A 20,288-nucleotide genomic window follows, 5' to 3' on the forward strand; every position below is an offset into this window, starting at 1 on the left:
ACTCCTTCGGGTATGCTTTTCTCTCTCGTGACATAATTTCTGTTAAGGTATGTAAATCCCTTAACTCCGTGTCTACTCAAATATAGCAAGTCCAGGGTTTGACAATGTCCCAATTGTATATTAAATTTGGGGAACGGCTTAAAGCCTTTGGCGACTTCTTCTTAGGTGGAGGCTGATCCGCCTCCACCTAAGAAGAAGTGGTGTTGACACAGTTCACTTTACACTTCCTAAAGGCAGGCTAAAATAAAAAGTTGAACCCTTACCAATCGTACTATCTATCCATATTTTTCCTTCGTGTCTTCGTATAATTTCAGCGCATATATATAATCCTATCCCGAATCCAGCGATAGTTTTTGATTCCTGATTGTCAACCCGGTAAAACCTGTCGAATAATTTTATCGCGTCTTGTTGTCGTATTCCTTCACCTTCATCTTTGACACCTACACGGACATTCCCCTCAATTTCCTCACAAAATATCTGTATTTTCTTACCTGTTTGAGAATATTTTATGGCATTGCTTAGAAAATTATTAATTACCTGTCCAATTTTATTCATATCGGCATGAACACTAATAGCCCGGCAATCAGCAATTTCTATTACATGGGTAAGCGTTGTGAGCTGCACATCCTTACCGATTTCATCAACCACATCGCTCAAGTTAAAAATTTCCTTGTGTAATGTTATTTTCCCGGCATCCATTTCGGATACATTTAGAAATCCGTCTATGATGGATAACATCTTATTTACTTGTTTATCACCTTTCGCTAGTGCAGAAGTAGTAAATGGGTCTTCATTTTTTTTATTTTTAATATTTAGTAACTGAAGATAGCCTTTCAAGGAGGTAAGAGGAGTTTTAAGCTCGTGGCTGACCATTGCGATAAAGTCGTTCTTACGTATTTCACCTTCTTTTTTTTCAGTTATATCAATTACAATCCCTGAAAAGTAGGCTGGCTTTTCATCGGAATCAAGTAAAAGTTTTCCTTTAGTTCTCAGCCAACGATTTTGATTATCATTTTCTCGAATAATCTTATATTCTACATCAAAAGTTTGAGTTTGCCTTAAGGCGTGTTCAAATTCTTCCTGCACTCTCGACCTATGCTCTGCAACTATCTGGGTGTTCATAGCTTCAAATGTCATTTCCTGATAGGTTGTAAATCCAAGTAAGTTCTTCAGATTGGCTGATGCCGTAAAATCATCCGTTTTTAGATCAACCTGCCAGGTATGTACTTCTGCTGCTTCTGTTGAAATCCGTAGCATCTCTTCAGATTTCAATAATAAGACTTTACTTTCCTCTAAACTAGTCATAGACTGTTGAAGGTATTCCTGAGTTATCGATAATTCTTCATTTGTATCACTTAATTCTTCATTTAACGTAGCGAGTTCTTCATTTGTAGTTGTTAATTCCTCATTAATGGTCTGTAATTCCTCTTCGCTCTGCTCTAAAAAAATTCTTGCATTTACAAGTTCGGTAATATTAATTACGGTTGCAACAATGGATTCGACCTCTCCGAAAATGTCAAATAAAGGGACATATTTTGCGTTGATAATTAGATTCTTTTCTCCCTTATCCGTTGCAATTCTGACACCTATCTCAACTTGCTCAACAGTTTTGCCGCTGTCAAAAATACCTTCCAATAATTCGGGGAACTGTTGCCCGATTAATTCAGGAAATACAGCTAACAAAGGTTTTCCAAGTGCTTGGGATGGAGTTCGCCCCCAAATATTATACATTGGTTGATTGGCCAGTTCAATAATGAGTTCCCTGCCTTTGAAAATATTCATCCCAACGGTTGAATTGAGTACCATGTTTTCAAGTTTGCGCTCGGTAACCTCAATTTGCAATCTGGCATTTACCTGCTGGGTTACATCTGTGGCTACGATTAAAATACTTGTTGTTGCATCATCAAGATTTTTTAGCGGGTGATAAACAAAATTAAAATATACGTCTTCATTCTGACCGTTTCTATTGAGCTGTGCCTTAAGTTCGTTCCCGTAGTATGGTTGGCCACTGGTGAACACATCATTAAGAATGCCCAGGAAGGGTTGCCCTTTCAGCTCTGGAATTGCCAAGTGTAAAGGAACACCTATTATCTTAGACGTTTTGCCCCATACTTCTAAAATTTTATCATTTGCAGATTCAATTATAAGTTGCTCGCCATTTAATACTCCTATAGCTACTGGTGCGTCGTTAACAATAAGGCGTGCACGGTATTCACTTTCTGCAAGCAGCAATTGAATTTGTTCCTGCTTTTCATTTTCCTCAATTGCTGATAACCGTAATTCTATATCGTCCATTGCAAGAGTGGCAAGTCCTTGAAGGATTATTTTATCTTGTTCAGTAAAGATTCGGGTTTTCTTATCAACAACACACAGAGTGCCTATCAGGAAGCCATCCGGAGTAGTAATTGGCGCTCCGGCATAGAATTTTAAACCAAAATCGCCCGCAACTAAAGGGTTTACCAATAAGCAAGGTTCCACAGTCGCATCCTCAAATACCGTGACACCGGGACTGAGAACGGCTAAGGAACATAAGCTGACCCCCCTCGATGTACTTCTAACTTTACCCATCCCTACATTTGCCTTAAAATATACTTGTTCAGCATCAACAAGAGACACCATGGAAATAGGAACGCCAAATATTTGGGTAGCCAACTTTGCAATATGATCAAAAGCATTTTCGGGTGGTGTATCTAAAATTTTATATCGTTTTAGTACCTCGATTCTTTGAAGATCATTTTCAGGAATAATATTTATTCCAAAGGTGTTTTCCATTGTTGGATTTCGTTAAATCTGGCAAAATTGCAGGGAGTGTTTAAAGGTAAATATTTGTTTTAACATTCGTTCCTCTATGGATTATAATAGAACCTGCAAGAATGGCTTTGGCCAAAGTACTTACAGAAATCAGTAGCCTTATCAAAGCGGGCAAAGTTACCCCAAAAAATTACACAGGTATTTGCATTTGATCAACTACCCGAGGCACAAGCTGCAGTGGAATCAGGAAGAGCAACTGGTAAGGTAGCAGTTGAAGTAAAATAACAATAAGGTCGTAGCAGCCTCAATAAATTTTTGTAAACATATCAAATTTATAAAATCAATGAATACAGATCAAACAGCAAAAGGCTTGGTCAAAGCTTTAACGTAGCAGAAAATCAACACCTTAGAAACATTTTACGGGTTGTTCAGTAGCAACCAACACTCACGGCAAGCCGGATAAGGTTTGGAAAATTATTCCATATCAACAGGTAAGGATGACAGAAATGTACTACCTTGCTATGGTATCCATTAATTTTTAGAGACCGATGCAATATATATACGAAGACCATTACAGGGGAAAAATAAGAAAGCTACTGATCCTGACGCCCGGGGAAGGAAGTGATTACAGGGTATTCCATGATTCAGATTTCCTCGGTTCGATAAAACCGGTGAATACCGGAAATGATGGTACCATCTGGAAAACCGAATATAATATACTGAAGCCAATCGCTGTTAAGATCGGGGAGTATATCGAATCCTGTATTGATACACCACAATAAACCTCCACAGATGCCTTATCTACAGCTTGATACTAATGAGAAATACACATTGGAAACGAAGCAGCACCTTGCCAAAACTTTGGGTGCCATCTTCGCCAGGTTTATGCATGCTGATATTAAAAGGATAACGGTTGCTATTGGGCGAAGGGTCAGTTTGGCGTTGTACTGATGACGAACCTTATCCCTCCGCATTACTGATGTGTGATATCAGGGAGGGGCGCCCTCCGGAGATGCGTGCAGAACTTGCAGAAGCACTGATCAGTGCCTGTGTGGAAATTCTTGGGTTATGTATTGAGCAACTTAATGTAGAGTTTACCCAGCATAAAGGTGACGAAATGTATCACCCTATGCTCGGAGGGCTGAGTGACGACTGGACCCCTGATGAGAAATAGTTTATTCATTCATACATAACGAAATTTATTAGAGGCTTTTGCGTTAATAATACTATGAAACTATACTTATGATTAAGTAATTATATGCTGTATTTAATTATACGAGGAATGCCATAATATAAATTAACACTGTATGAAGACTTTGAATATCTCAAGATGGATTTTGGCCCTGCTGCTGATTTCTTTGTCAATATTTTACATTTGTTTATCCACAGGTAATCATAGCAAGATTCCATACCTTGCTTCAAGGTTTAAATCAGAATTAAGTCTGACGGGCGATTATAACTCATTGATCACAGTGAAGGATACGGTGGTTCATTTGCGTGAATCCATACATTTTAAAAAAAGTACATTGGACACCTTTGTAAAGAACCAGTATATCAGAAAAAATATGGTGGGACCGAAGAACCGGAAGAAATCTGCCGACCAGGGAAGCAATGTCGTTGATTCAATCGATTTTTTTCAGTCCGTAAGAGAATCATACATTGCATCCTTAGTAAACAGGGGTTGGATACAGAGTCCAACTAATCCCAGCGATTACCTGTTGAAAAGGGAACGTAACATACCTTACAAAATCAGATTTTTAACAAAAACGCAGGTCGTTTCTGTCCCTCTTCTTTTTACAGCAAAAAATACTGATTCTGTAAAAAAAGCGAACCTGAATAAAACACTGGTAAAGTTTGCATCGTCGTCAATTGTAAATTATATTTTATCGCCTGAATCTGTGATCTCTCTGGTAGCGAAAAAAGGAAGTGTTCTTGAAACCTATCCTGATGCCAAAAGACAAAATTTACTGGACAAAGAGGAAAACGAGATTTTTCATTTTCTGCCAAATGATATCAATGGTGATGTTTTGAATCAACATGCCGGCAGATCTACCATCATCAACCTGAAACTGCTAAATCCATATTATAATAATTTTATCGGTAATATCCTGCTGGACTGGTCGGTCACAAAAATTCTATCCTGGACCTTTACTGCACTAATGGCCCTTTTTGCTGATAAACTCAAGAAAATATTTCTGAACCCACTGGTGGATAAGGCTCTCGCCTATTTTAAGCCTCGAAAGGTCAGCAAGCCAAAATAGAGGCTTGGTTTTTGTTATTTTGTGGGTATGACACCTTACGAAGATCAGGCCTACATGCAATTACAGTTTTGGCAATTAAAAATGCTGAAGAAACCATCGTTTACTGATCGCGTATCCAAGAATGTGCAGGATAAGATTAATATGGTCATTCCTGAAAAAGTACATGATGTGATTACTTTAACCATTGAGAATATGATCAAGGCAGTATTATTTGGTGCGAAATACACCACTAGTAAGTCTCCGGACCAAACAGCCTCTCTGCAGCTTCGCGAATCCCATGTCAAAAAACAGATCAGCTTTTATCAGAAAACAGCGAGCCTGGAAGGCGCTGTTACCGGTGCCGGAGGTATTTTACTTGGCCTTGCAGATTTTCCTCTGTTGCTTAGCATCAAGCTGAAAATGGTTTTTGATATTGCCTCATTGTACGGCTTTGATGTAAAGGACTATAAAGAAAGACTCTACCTTTTATATCTCTTTCAGCTTGCTTTTTCCAGTCAGCACCACCGGAATGATGTCTATCAGATTGTATCAGGCTGGCAGGGGTACAGCAATTCACTGCCTGACGATGTAACTGCATTCGACTGGAGGAAATTTCAGCAGGAATACCGTGATTATATTGATCTTTCGAAAATGGCTCAGCTGCTTCCCGTTATAGGCGCGGCAGTAGGTGCAATTGCAAACTATAAACTTATCGCACAACTTGGTGATACTGCTATGAATGGTTACAGAATGCGCAGGCTAAGCCAGCTAAAAATACTAAAGGGGTAAACATCCTTCGGGTTCCGGTAAGTATAAAAGTTCCATGTTGTTACTTCAGGAAATCTTCCCTGTGCGGACTGAAGACGTCTACCAATATTCCGGCTTCCATACAAACTACACCATGGATCGCATTTGGCATCACATAGAACCCATCGCCCTGGTTCAGCGTTTTCTTTTCGCCGGCTATACTTGCTTCAAAGGCACCGCTTTCCACATAACTGATCTGTGTATGAGGGTGCTGGTGAAATACTCCGATAGCACCTTGTTCAAACTTCACTTTTACCATCATTACACGGTTATCATATCCAAACACCTGACGCTGGATTCCATCGCCCAGGTCCTGCCATTCAGTTTCTGCAGCAATCTGGAATACATTACTTTGTATCATATCTTATCTAAAATTAATTGGCTCTCCTGATCATATGTACATGATCAATTCCGTCCTCCTCATAAAAATCATCTTCACTTACAAAGCCGAACGACTCATAAAAAGCTTTTAAATATATCTGTGCACCTATTTTTATCGGTTTGTTCCCGTGCAGGCGTATACAGTTCTCTATTCCAAGCTTTACCAGCTGCTTGCCAAATCCTTTTCCCCTGGCTGCAGGACTGCTCACGATCCTGCCGATTGAAGGCTCTGCAAAAGCTATTCCGGCAGGAACTATCCTCGCGTAGGCCGTGAGTTCCTTATTTTGATATAACATCAGGTGCTGACTGACCTGATCATTATTATCCATGTCCAGGAATACACAGTTCTGCTCCACAACAAAAATCTCGCTTCTTAACCTGAGTATGGCATAAAGTTCCTTTGCGGTCAATGATTCAAAGGGTTTGCATATTTCCGTAAATTCCATTTTTATAAATTATCGCTATTTTTCTGCATTGAGCACTTTATCATTCTTTCAATTCAATTGTTCCCGAATAACGGGTTTTATATCATTATTTGCAAAATCTTTAAATACATTGGGCATATTTTGTATTGCTTAAAAGAATTCCTGAAGGCTATTTCATTGCATAAAGGAATGTATTACACCTGCGTATAATTACCTCAGTAAATCTGTCATTTTTATTAAAATATATATCTTTTGCAATAATATTGTGCATAATTCGTATTTATATAAATGTTTGACCTGAAGAAATCATATCATGAACCTGCCGAAGACAAAATAGTCTTTGCTGCAGACTTTAAAAACCATCGAAAAAAATGCAAATGAAAAAATATAATTATATTATAGCTGTTCTACTTAGTTGTCAAGGAAGTATTTACGCGCAATCTGTCCCAGTGAAAAAACAAGAAACAAAAGATATGACTTTGGAAATGTACCGTAAACAGATCGATTCCCTGGATAAAACGTTGATCGAGGTACTAGGTAAAAGAGAAAGAGTAGTGAAAGAGATTGGTATTTATAAAGCCAAACACAATATTCCTCCATTACAGGCCGCGCGCTTTCAGCAGGTTTTAGATAGGGGAATTGCAGCAGGAGATAAAGAAGGACTGTCAGCAGAGCTGATTACGGAAGTGTTGAATGCGGTTCATAAAGAGAGCCTGCGCATTGAAGAGGAACTGAAGCATAAATAGTGGCTTGTGTACAGGACATTTTGTTTTACTGCTCAGGCTGAGGAAGGTCTTTCATCCTTTCATTCATTGCTAAGAGCACTATTGTAGCTAAGATCAAGGCGGTACCGAGCCAGTCGTATATCCCAAAAGGCACTTTTAACCAGATTACGGCCAGCACTGTGGAAGATAGCGGCTCGGTACAACTGAGCAGGCTGGCATTAGTAGGCCCTATTATTTTTACGCTGACCATAAAACTGCAGAAGGCCAAAAGGCTTCCAAACAAGATGATAAAGCTGAGGAGTACTATTGTGGTCAGGTCAAACTGTCCGCTCACTTTCCAGGGTGCATGTACAAAACTAAAGGCAATTCCACCTAAAAGCATGCCCCAACCAACAATTACCGATGAATCCCAACTTTTAAGGAGATCAATCGGCAGTAAAGTATAGGTTGCCAGGGCAAATGCGGAGAGAATTCCCCAGAACAAAGCAGTACCGGAAAGTGATAAGCTGCGAAAACTGCCATGCGTAACGATCAGGAAAGTGCCGCAAAGCGTAAGCAGTATGGCTGATCCTTCAATAACCGTAGGCGCTTTTCTGCCTCGCAATGCTACGTAAATCACAATAATGACGGGTGCCATGTATTGAAGTATCGTAGCTGTGGCGGCATTCGAGAACTGTATAGCAGCAAAATATGTGTACTGCACTGCCAGCATACCGAGTATGCTGAAGATCAGAATAGAAATTGCATCCTTCCTGTTTTTCCAGATCGCCCATACCGAAATGTTCTTTTGCGATTGTGCAAAACAAAGTAGCAGGATGCCGGAGAGCAGGAGGCGTACGGTAACGAGCCATTCTGTATTGATATTTCTGTGCTGAAATAAAAATTGGACGCAGGTACCCGAAACACCCCACATGATGGCGGCAGTAAGGGCTAATAGAAAACCTTTATATTTTTTCGTATCGGGCATGATTAGGGTATCAAATATAAATTTATAGTTGATGATTTTCTGCTGATTTTTTATTTTTAAGCAAAATGGCTTCCGCCAGACAGGTAGTTGGTGTTTTTTGTTTTAATTAACTAAATAAATTAGTAATTTTGTATGGTACTGATAAAACAGGAGGAACAAATGTCATATCCAGCAATCACAGTTGCAAATGAACTGATCAAACTTTCTTTGTCGGAAGAGATTCCTGTTACCCCTATGAAGCTTCAAAAGATGCTTTACCTGGCAAATGGAATATCTTATAAACGTAAGGGCAAAAAACTCATCGATGAGCGTTTTGAAGCATGGGATTATGGCCCGGTGGTTGAAAATGTTTACCATGAGTTTAAGGAATACCGTGGTGACCCGATTCCCGGGCCGAAGAATGTTCCTGTATTTAAGGAGGGGGGGAGTGTGGTAAATTCGTCTGCTATCAATGTAAACGATGAAGATCTTCAGCTCATCAGAGAAGCCTGGGACAATGCCAAGAACCTGGATGGCTTAACACTGTCCAAATGGTCACACAATCAAAATTCACCCTGGGATAAGGCTTTTCATTCACAGCCAAAATCAGTATATATCGCTGATCAGGACATCAGGCAATATTTCGAAAATTTTATAAAAGATTAATGAGTATCCAGGATACAATAGTCGTCGACGCCAATAACTCTTCGAGGGAAGTCGGAGACAGGGCTATTGACGAAATGAAGGCTGAGAGTATACGGTCTCAAAGACTTCAGAACGATATTGTTGAACAGGATAAAAATGAAAGAAAAGATTATGCCAATGTACTGTTTACAGTAACTATCATCTGGCTGTTCCTTGTTCTGGGAATATTTATTTCGGTTGGGAGAGGTATACTGGTCTATTCCGATAGTGTAATCATCACCTTACTGACCACCACAACCGCCAACGTAGTAGGGCTTGTGATCATTGTAGCGAACTATCTTTTCAAAAAGTAGTATGATGCATGGAAATAATTGGATACCGTGTGCATGAACTAGTTAGGACCGATGGGGGGCGGAATTGGTGATATAAAGTAAAAGCCCGCACCAGATTAGCTAAAAACGCACAATTGGCTAACAGTGGGGCTTTTTACCTTCAGTCGAAATTTTACGGGCAGTATTGCTGAGCAATGATGATGGTTGTCTGATTTGATACATGGCTATATCAGGGTCAGCAAGATCATTAATTTTTTCAGAAAATCCCGCAAGCTTGTAAATGAGGTGATCAGTTGATTTTGTACTGTCTTCTGGGATATGCCCAGCATTTCGCTGATCTCTTTTGTACTAGAATCTTCTAAGTATTTCAGGCGGAATATCTCCGCCCGTTTCTCCGGCTGCATACTCAGCCATATGGCTATGCAGCCTTTTATTTCTTTAACGTTCAAAAATGAATCTGCCTCCAGATCTGACAGGGCTATATGTTCCAGGGGCTCTTCAAAATAGGGCAGGGATTTCTTCTTCCCGTACTTTGTATATATTGTGTAACGCACCGAGACGATAAGGTACTTGTACAGATGCTCAATCTGTTTTCTTTCCCTGGATATCCACAGGTCAACAAAAACATCCTGTACAGTTTCCTCAACAAGTTCTGTATTCTTTAGCCTTTTAAAGGCCTCGTTGTAGAGCCTTTTCCAATAGCGGACACAAATTTCATTGTATGCGGATTTGCTTCCGTCCTTCATTGACATCAATAATTTAGCATCGCTTGCTCCGGAGAATGAGGCCATATCTGACAACGAATTTGGTTTAGGTACACATTGGTTATTACAATTATAAAAAAATAATTATCAAAAAAAAGAGGCGTTTATTGCAGCGAAAGACTCAGTTTTTGCTAAAAGCATTTAACTACCTGGCTTTGCATCATTTTTTTTAAAAAAATAAACCCGTTCCGGGAGGTGGTCGGAACGGGTTAGCAGTTTTGATATTTATTGTTATTGCATGGCTTTTAAGCCGGTGTTTAAAAACGAAATGTAATTGGTGGCTTCGTAATCCGCACCCTGCGGCGCAGCCAGCAGTTCTGCTGTATTTGGATTGAGTAACACATAGAATGGCTGGGAATTGGCATTGAATTTTGAAGCCTGCAGGTCGCTCCATTTTTTTCCTATCGTATTCAGCACTTTGCCTGCCGTAGTGGTAATGACGTCCCCGCCGGCCAGCTCTGTTTTGTCGTCTACGTATAATTGTATCAGCACATACTTCTGGCTGATCAGCTGATAAACTTCTTTATCAGGCCATACGTTTGCCTCCATCTTTCTGCAGTTTACACAGGCATGTCCGGTAAAATCAATCAGAACGGGTTTATTTACCTCTTTTGCGTAGGCCATGCCTTCATCATAATCAAAGAAGGCATCCAGTTTCAAAGGGGCATGGAACAAGTCGGCATACTTATGCGGACCAGAAGATGCAGTGGCATTTTGATTTGCGCCGGCATTACCAGGAATCAGTGTTGGCGTGTACAGATCAAAATCCTGCGTATCCATTGGCGGCAGAAAAGCTGAAACTGATTTCAGTGGTGCGCCCCATAATCCGGGAATCATGTAGACGCTGAAGGAAAGTACAACCACCGCCATGAGTAGTCTGGGCACGGAAATGAAGGCCACAGGGCTGTCATGAGCGAATCTGAGTTTGCCCAGCAGATAAATACCCATCAGTGCGAAGATGATGATCCATAAGGCCAGGAAAACTTCCCTGTCAAACCATTCCCAGTGATAGGCCAGGTCTACGTTGCTTAAGAATTTTAAAGCAAAAGCAAGTTCAAGGAATCCCAGAACAACCTTTACGCTGTTTAGCCATCCTCCGGATTTCGGTAATGCGCTGAGGGCTGAGGGAAACAGCGCGAACAGGACAAAAGGTATTGCCAGGGCAAGGGAAAAACCAAACATCCCGGTTGCCGGTCCCAGCAGTGCGCCGCTTGTTGCTGCCTGCACCAGGAGCGTTCCGATGATCGGGCCTGTACAGGAAAAGGAAACCAGCGCCAGTGTGCCCGCCATAAAGAAAAGTCCGGCAATTCCGCCTTTATCAGAATTTGCGTCCATCTTATTTACCCAGGATGAAGGAAGTGTGAGTTCGAACGCGCCCAGAAAAGAGATTGCAAAAGCAACCAGCATCAGGAAGAAAAAGAAATTGAAGATACCATTGGTGGACAGACTATTTAATGCATCAGCGCCAAACAATACGGTAACCAGCAAGCCGAGCACCACATAGATGAGGATAATAAAAATTCCATAAAGGGCGGCCCTGCCGAAAGCTTTCCCCTTTTCGCTTCCTTTAGTGAAAAAGCTCACGGTCAGCGGAAGCATGGGAAAGATACAGGGCATCAGTATTGCGGCAAGTCCACCAACAAATCCTGTAATAAAGATGCCCCATAATGAAGTCTGCTTGGCTGTCGTTTTTATGGCCCCGCTTTTTGTAGTCGCCGCTGCGTGAACGGCTGTTGTTTTCGAAACAATGTCTGGGCTGGCTGCAGTAATCTCTGTAAATTCTATTCCCGTAGTATCAGCTTCCTGTGCATTTACAGGGAGATTTGATATCAACATGATGAATATTGAGGATAGCAGGACTTTGACGCTGATGTTAAATGTTTTCATAAACATCATTATTTTAACCTGCAAATAGGGTGGTAATTTAAAAATTCTGTATCCGGACTCAGATAACCTGCTTTCAGGAGTTCTTCTTTCATCAGGTCAGTACTGAGGTATTTTTTATTGCTGTCTGAAAATATGGTGACCACGCAGCTGTCCATACCCATTTCCTGTTGTAACTTAATGGCGCCGATCACATTTGCACCAGACGATATGCCTACTGCCAGCCCCAGCTGGGAGGCCAACTTTTGTGCCATCAGGATCGAGTCACCGTCATTCGCCTGAAGAACCTGGTCCAGCTCATCCAGTTTGACGATCTCGGGGATAAACTCGTCTGAGATCCCCTGGATGCGGTGGCTGCCTACCTTATAACCGGTGGTCAGCGTAGGTGATTCTGCTGGTTCCAGCGGATGTATCCTGACCTTAGGGTTTTTAGCACGTAAATGCCTGCCTACGCCCATGATTGTTCCACCTGTTCCCACACCTGCTACAAAAGCGTCAGGAGTCAGGTTGTTCAGCTTAAGTTGTTCCCAGATCTCTACTCCTGTGGTTTCCTGGTGGGCCATTGGGTTGTCCACATTTTCGAACTGCCGCGGAAGAAAGGTGTGACTGTTTGTCGTGGCCATTGTTTCTGCGAGTCTGATACTGCCCAGAAATCCGCCCTGTTCTTTACTGATCAGTACAACTTCGGCTCCCAGGCTTTTGATGATGTCTATCCGTTCCTTACTCAGCCAGTTGGGCATAATGATCTTTACGGGATGGCCCATTGCCTTACCTATTGCCGCAAATGCTATTCCGGTATTGCCGCTGGTAGCCTCAATGATCTCATCACCAGGTTTGATTTTACATTCTTTATAAGCATTGTATAGGGTGAAGAGCGCAATACGGTCCTTTATACTTCCGGTAAGGTTATAATGTTCACATTTCACATAGATTCTGCCTGCTTTGCCTTTATAGGTATAATGCAGGGCGAGCATAGGCGTGTTGCCTACCAGGTGCCACAGATGTTCAAATTTACTGGCCAGGTCCTCGGTCAAACCTGCCTCGGGTTGTGTTTTAACTGCTATCATGAGTGTTGCGGTTTAGTTGAAATGTCATTATACCTGCCTGATGGAAGCCGTATAATTATTTAGTAAAACTCCGTAATGCAATTTATAATAACAATGCCTACCTTTAAGTCCGTAAATTATACGGAAAAACAGATATCTATTGTACTTTTTTTCAGTATTAGTAACCAATATATATTGCTTGTCATTTTTTTTTCGCTTTATAATTATAACAACCGGCTATGAGTGCAGAGTTAGACCCTACAGATAAGGAGATTTTAAGGATCCTTCAGAAAGATGCGACCTTAACGAATAAGGAACTGGCGTTTAAATTGAATAAGTCTATCGCTACGGTTCATGAAAGAATAAAAAAACTGAAAGAACAGGGCTACATTAAACGTATTGTTGCGATCCTGGACAGGAAGAAGATCAATAAAGGGCTGATTGCATTTCCTCAGGTACTTTTAAAGGAACATTCTGCGGAAGCGTTGATTGAATTCGAGAAAGAAGTAGCGAAATTTACGGAAGTGATGGAATGTTTTCAGCTGACCGGCTCGTCCGACTTTATCCTGCGCATTGCAACGGGCGACATGGACAGTTACCATCTTTTTTTGCGAAATAAACTGGCAACATTACCCAATATCAGCACAGTGCAAAGCTTTTTTGTGCTTTCGGAGACGAAAAGTGATACTGCTTATCCTATCTGATCGGTGATGCCTGCCACCTGATCTTTGCTGCGGAAAGCTGGGAAGATTCTAAACGCAGCGTTCTGTCGATGCTGAAATGATTTTTAAGGTAGAAGTTCAGAGGTGATTGATACGCCTCGCCGTTTGTCCTGAAATACTGGTCATGGTCTACTACCCAGCCGTTCAGTGCGCTTTCATCTTCCTTAAGTTTATCCAGTAATAATGTGCCTATTCCTTTTTTATGGATGCTGCTGTTCAGGATGACGGCAAACCAGGTTTCAGATTCACGGGGAAATTTGAACGCCCAGCCAAGAATGGAACCATTTTCCAGATATAAAAAATGTTTTGCTCCCGGCAGATTTGAGATATAGGCATTTAACCCGTTCAGATCTTTATATTGGAGCTGCTCAGGATACTCCGTATTCCAGAGCGTAAAAATAGCCTTCCTATGCTCATCCGCCAGTTTCGTGGTATGAATAACTTCCATATTTTCATTCAATTGTAACTCGGATGTTACATGTTAACACTATTTTGCAAACAAATTCGTTTTATTTATTAATTATGCAATATATCTTTCCTTTTCAAAGATATGACGGATATTTTTTATGTTTACAAAAACAAATCATTAATGAAAATTTTAAGACCCCATTTAGTATTGGCCATCATAGGGCTGATGACGATCTCGCTTCAGGCGTGTAAAACCAAGAAGATAGCAGCAAAGCCAGTTGCTCCGGTAACTAAACCTGTAGAAGAACCTGCAAAGGCTCCTGAACCTGCACCTGTTGAAAAGAAAGAAGAACCGGCTCCGGCTCCTGCAAAACCTAATTACACTTTTGATAATATCCAGTTTGAATTTAACTCCGGTGTGTTAAAAACCGCTTCATTTGCAGTTTTAGACCAGGTAGCTACGGAAATGAAGAAAGATGAATCTGTGAAATTTATATTGAACGGACATTCTTCAGCTGAAGGAACTCCCGAGCACAACATGTCATTATCTGTTGACAGGGCCAACTCTGTAAAATCTTACCTGGTAAATGCAGGTATTCCTGCTGCAAACATGAGCATCAAAGGTTTTGGCGCAACACAGCCGATGACTTCAAACGATACTGAAGAAGGCAAAGTATTGAACCGCCGTGTGGAAATCAGGGCAGTGAAATAACTGAACCAGGATAAAACTTATCCCCTTATAATGGCCGGATGATCATCAGACATGATCATCCGGCCATTTGTTTTTATTGGGTGGTTTTATTTCCAATGGGCATAATTAAATGCGTGGTATTATTTATGATATAAATTAATCTTAAAATTTTTCTAAAGAACAAAATCCTGAGATCATTGGTTTACATTTAGCTGTTTAAAGACCCCTGCATGTTTAAAAGATTCATTCTATTCACCCTCATTACGCTGGTATCCATATCTACATTCGCGCAGCCCGTAAGGGTAGCAGTTGCTGCCAACGCACAGTTCGTATTAAGGAAGCTGGCCGGTGATTTCAGGAAGCGGACAGGCATCACAGTAGAAGTGATCAGCGGGGCATCCGGTAAACTCACTGCGCAGATAAAAAATGGCGCTCCCTATGATATATTTCTGTCTGCCGATATGGATTTTGCACAAAGCATATATGCTGACGGTTTTGCGTTAAACCAACCGAAGGTTTATGCATTGGGCAGCCTTATTGTCTGTTCCTCCACGGGTGCAGATGTCAAAAACTGGAAATCTTACATCAGCAGCAAAACTCCGGGTAAGATCGCGATAGCCACTCCGAAGCTTGCGCCCTACGGTAAAGCAGCTGAAGAAGCTTTAAACCATTACAACCTTTATCAGGCAGCCACCGGCAGGCTGGTTTTTGCCGAAAGCATCAGCCAGGTGAATACCTATGTGCTCAAAGGAGCGGTGAATATTGGCTTCACTACACAGTCGCTGGTCTACGAGCTTGATCCTTTGCAGCAATTCCAATGGCAAAAAGTTGATCCTTCGGCCTATGCCCCGATCAGGCAGGGCGCGGTGATGTTAAAGTATTCAAAAAACAAGAATTTTGTAAATAATAAGAGATTTTTTGATTATCTTTTCTCTGCTGGTGCAAAAGCTATTTTTAAGAAATTTGGCTATACCACAACATAAAAAAAGAAAATTTTAATGGAATGGACTCCAATATGGCTCAGCCTTAAGCTTGCTGCCATTACTACTCTGATACTGCTGGTTACCGGCATTCCTATGGCGTACTGGCTGTCCAGGCGCGGCTCGCTGCTGAAGGTCATTATAGAGGCCATACTGACCATGCCGCTGGTACTGCCACCCTCAGTGCTGGGATTTTATTTACTGCTCAGCTTCAGCCCCAACAGCATTTTGGGCAAATGGCTGCTGGAGTATTTTAACATAAGCCTGGTTTTCTCTTTTGAGGGTTTGGTTGTGGCCTCTGTGATCTATAGTCTTCCCTTCATGGTGAGCCCTGTAAAATCTGCGCTTGCCCATTTACCGGCCTCGCTGGCAGAAGCCTCCTATACCATGGGGAAGTCTAAGTTTGAAACCTTCTGCCGGGTGCTGCTGCCGAACATCAAATCATCACTCTGGACTGCTGTGGTGCTTACATTTGCGCATACACTCGGGGAATTCGGGGTGGTGCTCATGATCGGCGGAAAATTGGAAGGTGTAACTAAAGTGGCTTCTATTGCGATTTACGATGCTGTCGACAATAATCAATACCATGAGGCGAACTTATATTCACTGGTCTTATTTGCCATTACATTTGTGATCGTGATCCTGGTCTTTATTTTTAACAGAAATTCTTTAAAGGGGCCACTGGAATGATTGAAATAGCTATAGACAAAAAAATAAAAACCTATATGGGATATAACCGCCTGCGGGTGGAAGACGTATTTCCCGTATCTTCTGTCACTAAGGTCTACGGCCCGTCTGGAATAGGCAAGACCACTTTTTTAAAGATCATTGCCGGTCTGATTACGCCAGACCGGGGGATCATTAAAGTAGCCGGCCAGACCTGGCTGGATACGCAGAAAAAGATCAACCTGCCGCCCCAGGAAAGAAAAGCTGGTTTTGTATTCCAGGATTATGCGCTGTTTCCGAATATGACTGCCCTGGAACACCTGCGGTATGCCACACAGGACCATCAGCTGGTCAGCCGGCTGCTGCGTGCAGGGAAAATGGAAACATTTGCCGGTCACCGTCCGCATCAACTGTCCGGCGGCCAGCAGCAGCGCCTTGCCATACTCCGTGCCCTTGCACAGCGGCCAAAGCTGCTGCTGATGGATGAGGCATTTTCGGCAATGGACGATGAGCTCCGGGAAACATTGATCACAGACCTGAAAATATTGTTAAAGGAATTTGGAACTACTACCATCATCGTGAGCCACCATGCGCAGGAAACCCTGGGTTTTGCCGATCGTAGTTTAAAAATTGATTGAAATAATAAAATTTTAAGAGATGATTTTTTTTAAAACAGAAGAAGAAATTGAATTGATGCGGATCAGCGCTATGCTGGTAAGCGATACCATTGCAGAGATCGCCAAAGTATTAAAACCTGGTATCACGACAATGAGCCTGGATAAGCTCGCCAACGAATTTATCAGCGATCATGATGCTGTCCCTTCTTTTCATAATTACGGTGGTTATCCCTTCCATATCTGTACCTCTGTTAACGATATAATTGTTCATGGATTACCTAATGAACTGCCGCTGCGTGAAGGGGATGTGGTCTCTATAGACGTGGGAGTAGTTAAAAATGAATTCCATGGCGATTCTGCCTACACCTTCATTTTAGGGGATACCCCGGAGGAGATCCTGAAACTGATAAAAACCGCTAAAGATTCTCTGTTTGAGGGAATTAAACAGGCTATCGCAGGTAACTATCTGGGGGAGATCAGCAGTGCGATCCAGCACTACAATGAAAAACAGGGATTTGGAGTGGTAAGGGAACTTGTAGGCCATGGGATTGGCCGTGCCATGCATGAAGGGCCGCAGGTGCCTAACTTCGGGAGAAAGGCAAGCGGCATCCTGATGAGGGAAAACCTGGTACTGGCCATTGAGCCAATGGTGAATCTGGGAAAACATGATGTGGTCGATGAAGGCAAAGGCTGGGCGATCAGGACGGCTGACGGCTCAATATCCGTCCATTTTGAACACGATGTTTGTATTAAACCGGATACCGCCCTGGTGCTTTCAGATTTTGCACCGATCGAAAAAGCGGAAAAGGCAAATCAGAATCTCAACTCTTCGTATTACGAATAAGAACGGTACCCTGGAAATCTTCTTTGTCATCTGATTTTAATATGATAAACGGGGACTGAAAAAAACCGGGGCATCCTGGTGAATCATTGGCCTATAGCCCTATTTTTGTCGCCAATGAAAGCTGGACATGAAAATTATCACCAGGATGGTGACCCGTTGAAATCAGGTACGATCTTACTAATGGCTATCGCTGCGGGAGTGACCGTCGCGAATATTTATTACAATCAGCCCATCTTAAAGGAAATGGCCACTTCTCTGCATGCTACTGATGTAGAAATTGGCAGGGTCTCCATGTTTTCACAGCTGGGATATGGCCTGGGTATGTTCTTCCTGATTCCTATGGGGGATATGGTGAACCGTAAAAAACTGATCCTGACCCTGATGATCCTGCTGGCCCTTTCGCTGGTGCTGATGGTATTATCGAAGGGCGTGTTTTTTGTCTGGGTGCTGAGCCTGCTGATCGGGATCTGTTCTGCTCCGGCACAGATCATTTTGCCCATGGCGGCAAGCCTGGATAAGGTGAACCGCGGCAAAACGGTAGGAATCGTTTTCAGTGGTATCCTGGTGGGTATCCTCGGGTCGAGGGTGATCAGCGGATTCATTACAGACTGGCTGGGCTGGAGATACGTATATGGCATTTCAGCGGTGATGGTGGTTGTGGTCACTGTATTGTTAAAGCTCTATCTGCCGGATGTAAAACATAAATTTTCAGGGAATTACTTAGCGTTACTTAAATCAACTCTTGTACTGGTAAAGGAACATCAGATTCTTCGCCAGTCGGCCATTCTGGGTGCATTTACTTTTGGTATTTTCTGTTCTTTCTGGACAACTGTCACCTTTTACCTGAGCGGCCCGGCGTTTAACTTTCATGCAGATACCATAGGTTTATTCGGACTGGTAGCTATAGGCGGAGCTCTCGTTGCGCCGTATTTCGGGAAGCTGGCTGATAAGGGAAATACACGCAGTTCTTTGCTGATGACTGTTTCCATGATCATCTTCAGCCTGATCCTGCTGAAGGTTTTCCCGCTTTCAGTGCTGGTGATGGTGATAGCCATCTTTGTTCTGGATATCGGTGTGCAGGCCACGCAGATCACCAATTTTGCCAGAATCTATTCCCTGGACGAAAATTCACACAGCCGTTTAAATACAATCTATATGACCACCTATTTTATTGGCGGCGGCATCGGTACGTTTTTTGGCCTGCTTTGCTGGAAACATGGCGGCTGGGATTTGTCTACCTGGCAGATGCTCGCCTGGGCTGCCATTGCCCTGGGGATTGTATTTTTTTCGAAAAAGTAATTTCTTAACCGAAACAATTGTTTTAACCCCGTTGTTCTGAAACTATACATTCTAAAACAATAGCAGATGAGCAATATATTATCAGCAGGTACTCCTGCGCCTGATTTCGCTTTGCAAAGCACCGCCGGAACATCGGCAGGAGATGCGGGTGAAATGGTTAAACTCAGTGATCTTAAAGGAAAAAACGTAGTACTTGCCTTTTACCCGGCAGACTGGAGTGCCGTTTGCGGCGACCAGCTGGCACTGTACAATGAACTGATCCCCATGTTTGAAAAGTTAGACGCAGAACTGATAGGGATATCAGTAGACAGCGCTTTCTGCCACCAGGCATTCCGTGAAAACAGGGAATATAAAATCAGGTTGCTGGCAGATTTTGAGCCTAAGGGCGAAGTTGCCAGAAAATATGGTGTGTACCGGGAGCAGGATGGCTTTACAGAAAGGGCCTTATTTGTGATTGACGCCGAAGGCGTGATCCGCTGGAGCTATCTGTCCCCAATGGAAATTAACCCAGGTGCCAATCATATCCTGGAAGCTTTAAAGGAAATTAAGGAAGGAGTTCATCATGACTGATCTAGGTAATGACTTAACGGTTCCCGTGACTGAAGATGATCATCTTCAGGGAAACATCGATGCAGCACTGGTGCTCGTAGAATATGGTGATTATGAATGTGTGCACTGCGGGCGTGCATATCCTATTGTAAAGAAGATCCAGCAGCATCTCGGTAAGGATCTCTGTTTTGTATTCCGCAATTTTCCGCTTTCACAATCACATCCCCATGCAGAACATGCTGCCGAAGCCTCCGAGATTGCAGATGCGGGAGGCAAATTCTGGGAATATCATGATGTGCTGTTTGAAAACCAGGATGCCCTTGATGATTCCAGTCTTGCTACCCATGCTGCCAATCTTGGTTTGGATGAGGAGGGATTTCAGAACGAGCTGCAGGGCGGTACCTATGAAGACAAAGTGCAGCAAAGTTTTATGAGCGGCGTAGAAAGTGGTGTAAATGGTACGCCTTCATTTTTTGTGAACGGCAGCAGGTACGATGGCGACTGGGAGTATGAACCCTTGATGGAATATCTTTCCTCCTTAAGGTAATTCTGCTGCCAATACGTCA

Annotated in this window: 25 protein-coding genes; 17 read left to right on the plus strand and 8 right to left on the minus strand. The window is 42.4% G+C overall.

The window, feature by feature from the left end; all coding sequences use genetic code 11:
* Window positions 1-213 precede the first annotated feature (213 nt).
* Complete coding sequence (locus BLW16_RS20495) at window positions 214-2,772, minus strand: ATP-binding protein (protein ID WP_090559756.1); 2,559 nt, start codon at window positions 2,770-2,772, stop codon at window positions 214-216.
* Window positions 2,773-2,865: 93 nt separating this feature from the next.
* Here BLW16_RS20495 and BLW16_RS24105 point away from each other — a divergent pair, with 93 nt between their 5' ends.
* The 5 genes from BLW16_RS24105 (at window position 2,866) to BLW16_RS20520 (ending at window position 5,780) form a co-directional block, all read left to right on the plus strand.
* Window positions 2,866-3,036, plus strand: coding sequence for a zinc-binding dehydrogenase (locus BLW16_RS24105; RefSeq protein WP_090559846.1), 171 nt, complete (start codon window positions 2,866-2,868; stop codon window positions 3,034-3,036).
* Between the two features lie 263 nt (window positions 3,037-3,299).
* Window positions 3,300-3,533, plus strand: coding sequence for a hypothetical protein (locus BLW16_RS20505; protein WP_090559757.1), 234 nt, complete (start codon window positions 3,300-3,302; stop codon window positions 3,531-3,533).
* A gap of 137 nt (window positions 3,534-3,670) precedes the next feature.
* Window positions 3,671-3,925: a 4-oxalocrotonate tautomerase family protein gene (locus BLW16_RS20510; protein ID WP_217631613.1), complete on the plus strand. Its 255-nt coding sequence runs from the start codon at window positions 3,671-3,673 to the stop codon at window positions 3,923-3,925.
* Window positions 3,926-4,058: 133 nt separating this feature from the next.
* Window positions 4,059-5,012 carry a hypothetical protein gene (locus BLW16_RS20515; protein WP_090559758.1) on the plus strand — a complete coding sequence of 318 codons (954 nt, stop codon included), beginning with the start codon at window positions 4,059-4,061 and terminating at the stop codon, window positions 5,010-5,012.
* A gap of 54 nt (window positions 5,013-5,066) precedes the next feature.
* Window positions 5,067-5,780 (plus strand): EcsC family protein, encoded by a 714-nt coding sequence (locus BLW16_RS20520; RefSeq protein ID WP_262497168.1) that lies wholly within the window; start codon window positions 5,067-5,069, stop codon window positions 5,778-5,780.
* Between the two features lie 40 nt (window positions 5,781-5,820).
* Here the strand turns inward: BLW16_RS20520 and BLW16_RS20525 are convergent, their stop codons facing one another.
* Window positions 5,821-6,159, minus strand: coding sequence for a cupin domain-containing protein (locus BLW16_RS20525; RefSeq protein ID WP_090559760.1), 339 nt, complete (start codon window positions 6,157-6,159; stop codon window positions 5,821-5,823).
* 13 nt (window positions 6,160-6,172) lie between these two features.
* A complete protein-coding gene (locus BLW16_RS20530) occupies window positions 6,173-6,625 on the minus strand; it encodes a GNAT family N-acetyltransferase (protein ID WP_090559761.1) in 453 nt (150 codons plus the stop codon).
* Between the two features lie 356 nt (window positions 6,626-6,981).
* Here BLW16_RS20530 and BLW16_RS20535 point away from each other — a divergent pair, with 356 nt between their 5' ends.
* Entirely contained in the window at window positions 6,982-7,350 is a 369-nt protein-coding gene (locus BLW16_RS20535) for a chorismate mutase (RefSeq protein WP_175470665.1), read from the plus strand.
* Between the two features lie 25 nt (window positions 7,351-7,375).
* Here BLW16_RS20535 and BLW16_RS20540 read toward each other — a convergent pair whose 3' ends face one another.
* Window positions 7,376-8,296, minus strand: coding sequence for a DMT family transporter (locus BLW16_RS20540; RefSeq protein ID WP_090559763.1), 921 nt, complete (start codon window positions 8,294-8,296; stop codon window positions 7,376-7,378).
* A gap of 159 nt (window positions 8,297-8,455) precedes the next feature.
* On the opposite strand from BLW16_RS20540, the gene BLW16_RS20545 reads away from it, so the two are divergent.
* Window positions 8,456-8,941, plus strand: a complete 486-nt coding sequence (locus tag BLW16_RS20545; protein ID WP_175470666.1) for a Panacea domain-containing protein — start codon at window positions 8,456-8,458, stop codon at window positions 8,939-8,941.
* A complete protein-coding gene (locus tag BLW16_RS20550) occupies window positions 8,941-9,273 on the plus strand; it encodes a hypothetical protein (protein ID WP_090559765.1) in 333 nt (110 codons plus the stop codon). Before BLW16_RS20545 ends, BLW16_RS20550 begins: the two co-directional genes overlap by 1 nt.
* A 203-nt stretch (window positions 9,274-9,476) precedes the next feature.
* Here BLW16_RS20550 and BLW16_RS20555 read toward each other — a convergent pair whose 3' ends face one another.
* The 3 genes from BLW16_RS20555 to BLW16_RS20565 all read right to left on the minus strand — a co-directional run bounded on the left by BLW16_RS20555 (window position 9,477) and on the right by BLW16_RS20565 (window position 12,967).
* Window positions 9,477-10,043, minus strand: coding sequence for an RNA polymerase sigma factor (locus tag BLW16_RS20555; RefSeq protein WP_090559766.1), 567 nt, complete (start codon window positions 10,041-10,043; stop codon window positions 9,477-9,479).
* A 204-nt stretch (window positions 10,044-10,247) separates the two neighbouring features.
* Complete coding sequence (locus BLW16_RS20560; RefSeq protein WP_090559847.1) at window positions 10,248-11,903, minus strand: protein-disulfide reductase DsbD family protein; 1,656 nt, start codon at window positions 11,901-11,903, stop codon at window positions 10,248-10,250.
* Between the two features lie 8 nt (window positions 11,904-11,911).
* Window positions 11,912-12,967: a PLP-dependent cysteine synthase family protein gene (locus tag BLW16_RS20565; protein ID WP_175470667.1), complete on the minus strand. Its 1,056-nt coding sequence runs from the start codon at window positions 12,965-12,967 to the stop codon at window positions 11,912-11,914.
* Between the two features lie 218 nt (window positions 12,968-13,185).
* Between BLW16_RS20565 and BLW16_RS20570 the strand changes: the two genes are divergently transcribed.
* Complete coding sequence (locus BLW16_RS20570) at window positions 13,186-13,650, plus strand: Lrp/AsnC family transcriptional regulator (RefSeq protein ID WP_090559767.1); 465 nt, start codon at window positions 13,186-13,188, stop codon at window positions 13,648-13,650.
* Here the strand turns inward: BLW16_RS20570 and BLW16_RS20575 are convergent.
* Complete coding sequence (locus BLW16_RS20575; RefSeq protein WP_139298376.1) at window positions 13,643-14,116, minus strand: GNAT family protein; 474 nt, start codon at window positions 14,114-14,116, stop codon at window positions 13,643-13,645. The two genes, BLW16_RS20570 and BLW16_RS20575, sit on opposite strands and share 8 nt — an antisense overlap.
* A gap of 141 nt (window positions 14,117-14,257) precedes the next feature.
* Here BLW16_RS20575 and BLW16_RS20580 point away from each other — a divergent pair, with 141 nt between their 5' ends.
* The 8 genes from BLW16_RS20580 to BLW16_RS20615 all read left to right on the plus strand — a co-directional run bounded on the left by BLW16_RS20580 (window position 14,258) and on the right by BLW16_RS20615 (window position 20,269).
* Window positions 14,258-14,788, plus strand: coding sequence for an OmpA family protein (locus BLW16_RS20580; RefSeq protein ID WP_090559849.1), 531 nt, complete (start codon window positions 14,258-14,260; stop codon window positions 14,786-14,788).
* Window positions 14,789-14,997: 209 nt separating this feature from the next.
* Entirely contained in the window at window positions 14,998-15,750 is a 753-nt protein-coding gene (gene modA, locus BLW16_RS20585) for a molybdate ABC transporter substrate-binding protein (RefSeq protein WP_090559769.1), read from the plus strand.
* 15 nt (window positions 15,751-15,765) lie between these two features.
* On the plus strand, window positions 15,766-16,437 hold the full coding sequence (gene modB, locus BLW16_RS20590; RefSeq protein ID WP_175470668.1) for a molybdate ABC transporter permease subunit: 672 nt from the start codon (window positions 15,766-15,768) through the stop codon (window positions 16,435-16,437).
* The gene (locus BLW16_RS20595; RefSeq protein WP_090559771.1) at window positions 16,434-17,051 is read left to right on the plus strand and encodes an ABC transporter ATP-binding protein; all 618 of its coding nucleotides are present in this window, start codon (window positions 16,434-16,436) and stop codon (window positions 17,049-17,051) included. The genes modB and BLW16_RS20595 overlap by 4 nt, the downstream gene beginning before the upstream one ends.
* 19 nt (window positions 17,052-17,070) lie before the next feature.
* Complete coding sequence (map, locus tag BLW16_RS20600; protein WP_090559772.1) at window positions 17,071-17,874, plus strand: type I methionyl aminopeptidase; 804 nt, start codon at window positions 17,071-17,073, stop codon at window positions 17,872-17,874.
* A gap of 114 nt (window positions 17,875-17,988) precedes the next feature.
* Window positions 17,989-19,173 (plus strand): MFS transporter, encoded by a 1,185-nt coding sequence (locus BLW16_RS20605; RefSeq protein WP_090559773.1) that lies wholly within the window; start codon window positions 17,989-17,991, stop codon window positions 19,171-19,173.
* A 66-nt stretch (window positions 19,174-19,239) separates the two neighbouring features.
* On the plus strand, window positions 19,240-19,743 hold the full coding sequence (locus tag BLW16_RS20610) for a redoxin domain-containing protein (protein WP_090559774.1): 504 nt from the start codon (window positions 19,240-19,242) through the stop codon (window positions 19,741-19,743).
* Window positions 19,736-20,269 carry a DsbA family protein gene (locus BLW16_RS20615; protein WP_090559775.1) on the plus strand — a complete coding sequence of 178 codons (534 nt, stop codon included), beginning with the start codon at window positions 19,736-19,738 and terminating at the stop codon, window positions 20,267-20,269. The genes BLW16_RS20610 and BLW16_RS20615 overlap by 8 nt, the downstream gene beginning before the upstream one ends.
* Window positions 20,270-20,288: the final 19 nt, after the last annotated feature.

This window comes from Pedobacter hartonius (genome assembly GCF_900107535.1).
Lineage (GTDB): Bacteria > Bacteroidota > Bacteroidia > Sphingobacteriales > Sphingobacteriaceae > Pedobacter > Pedobacter hartonius.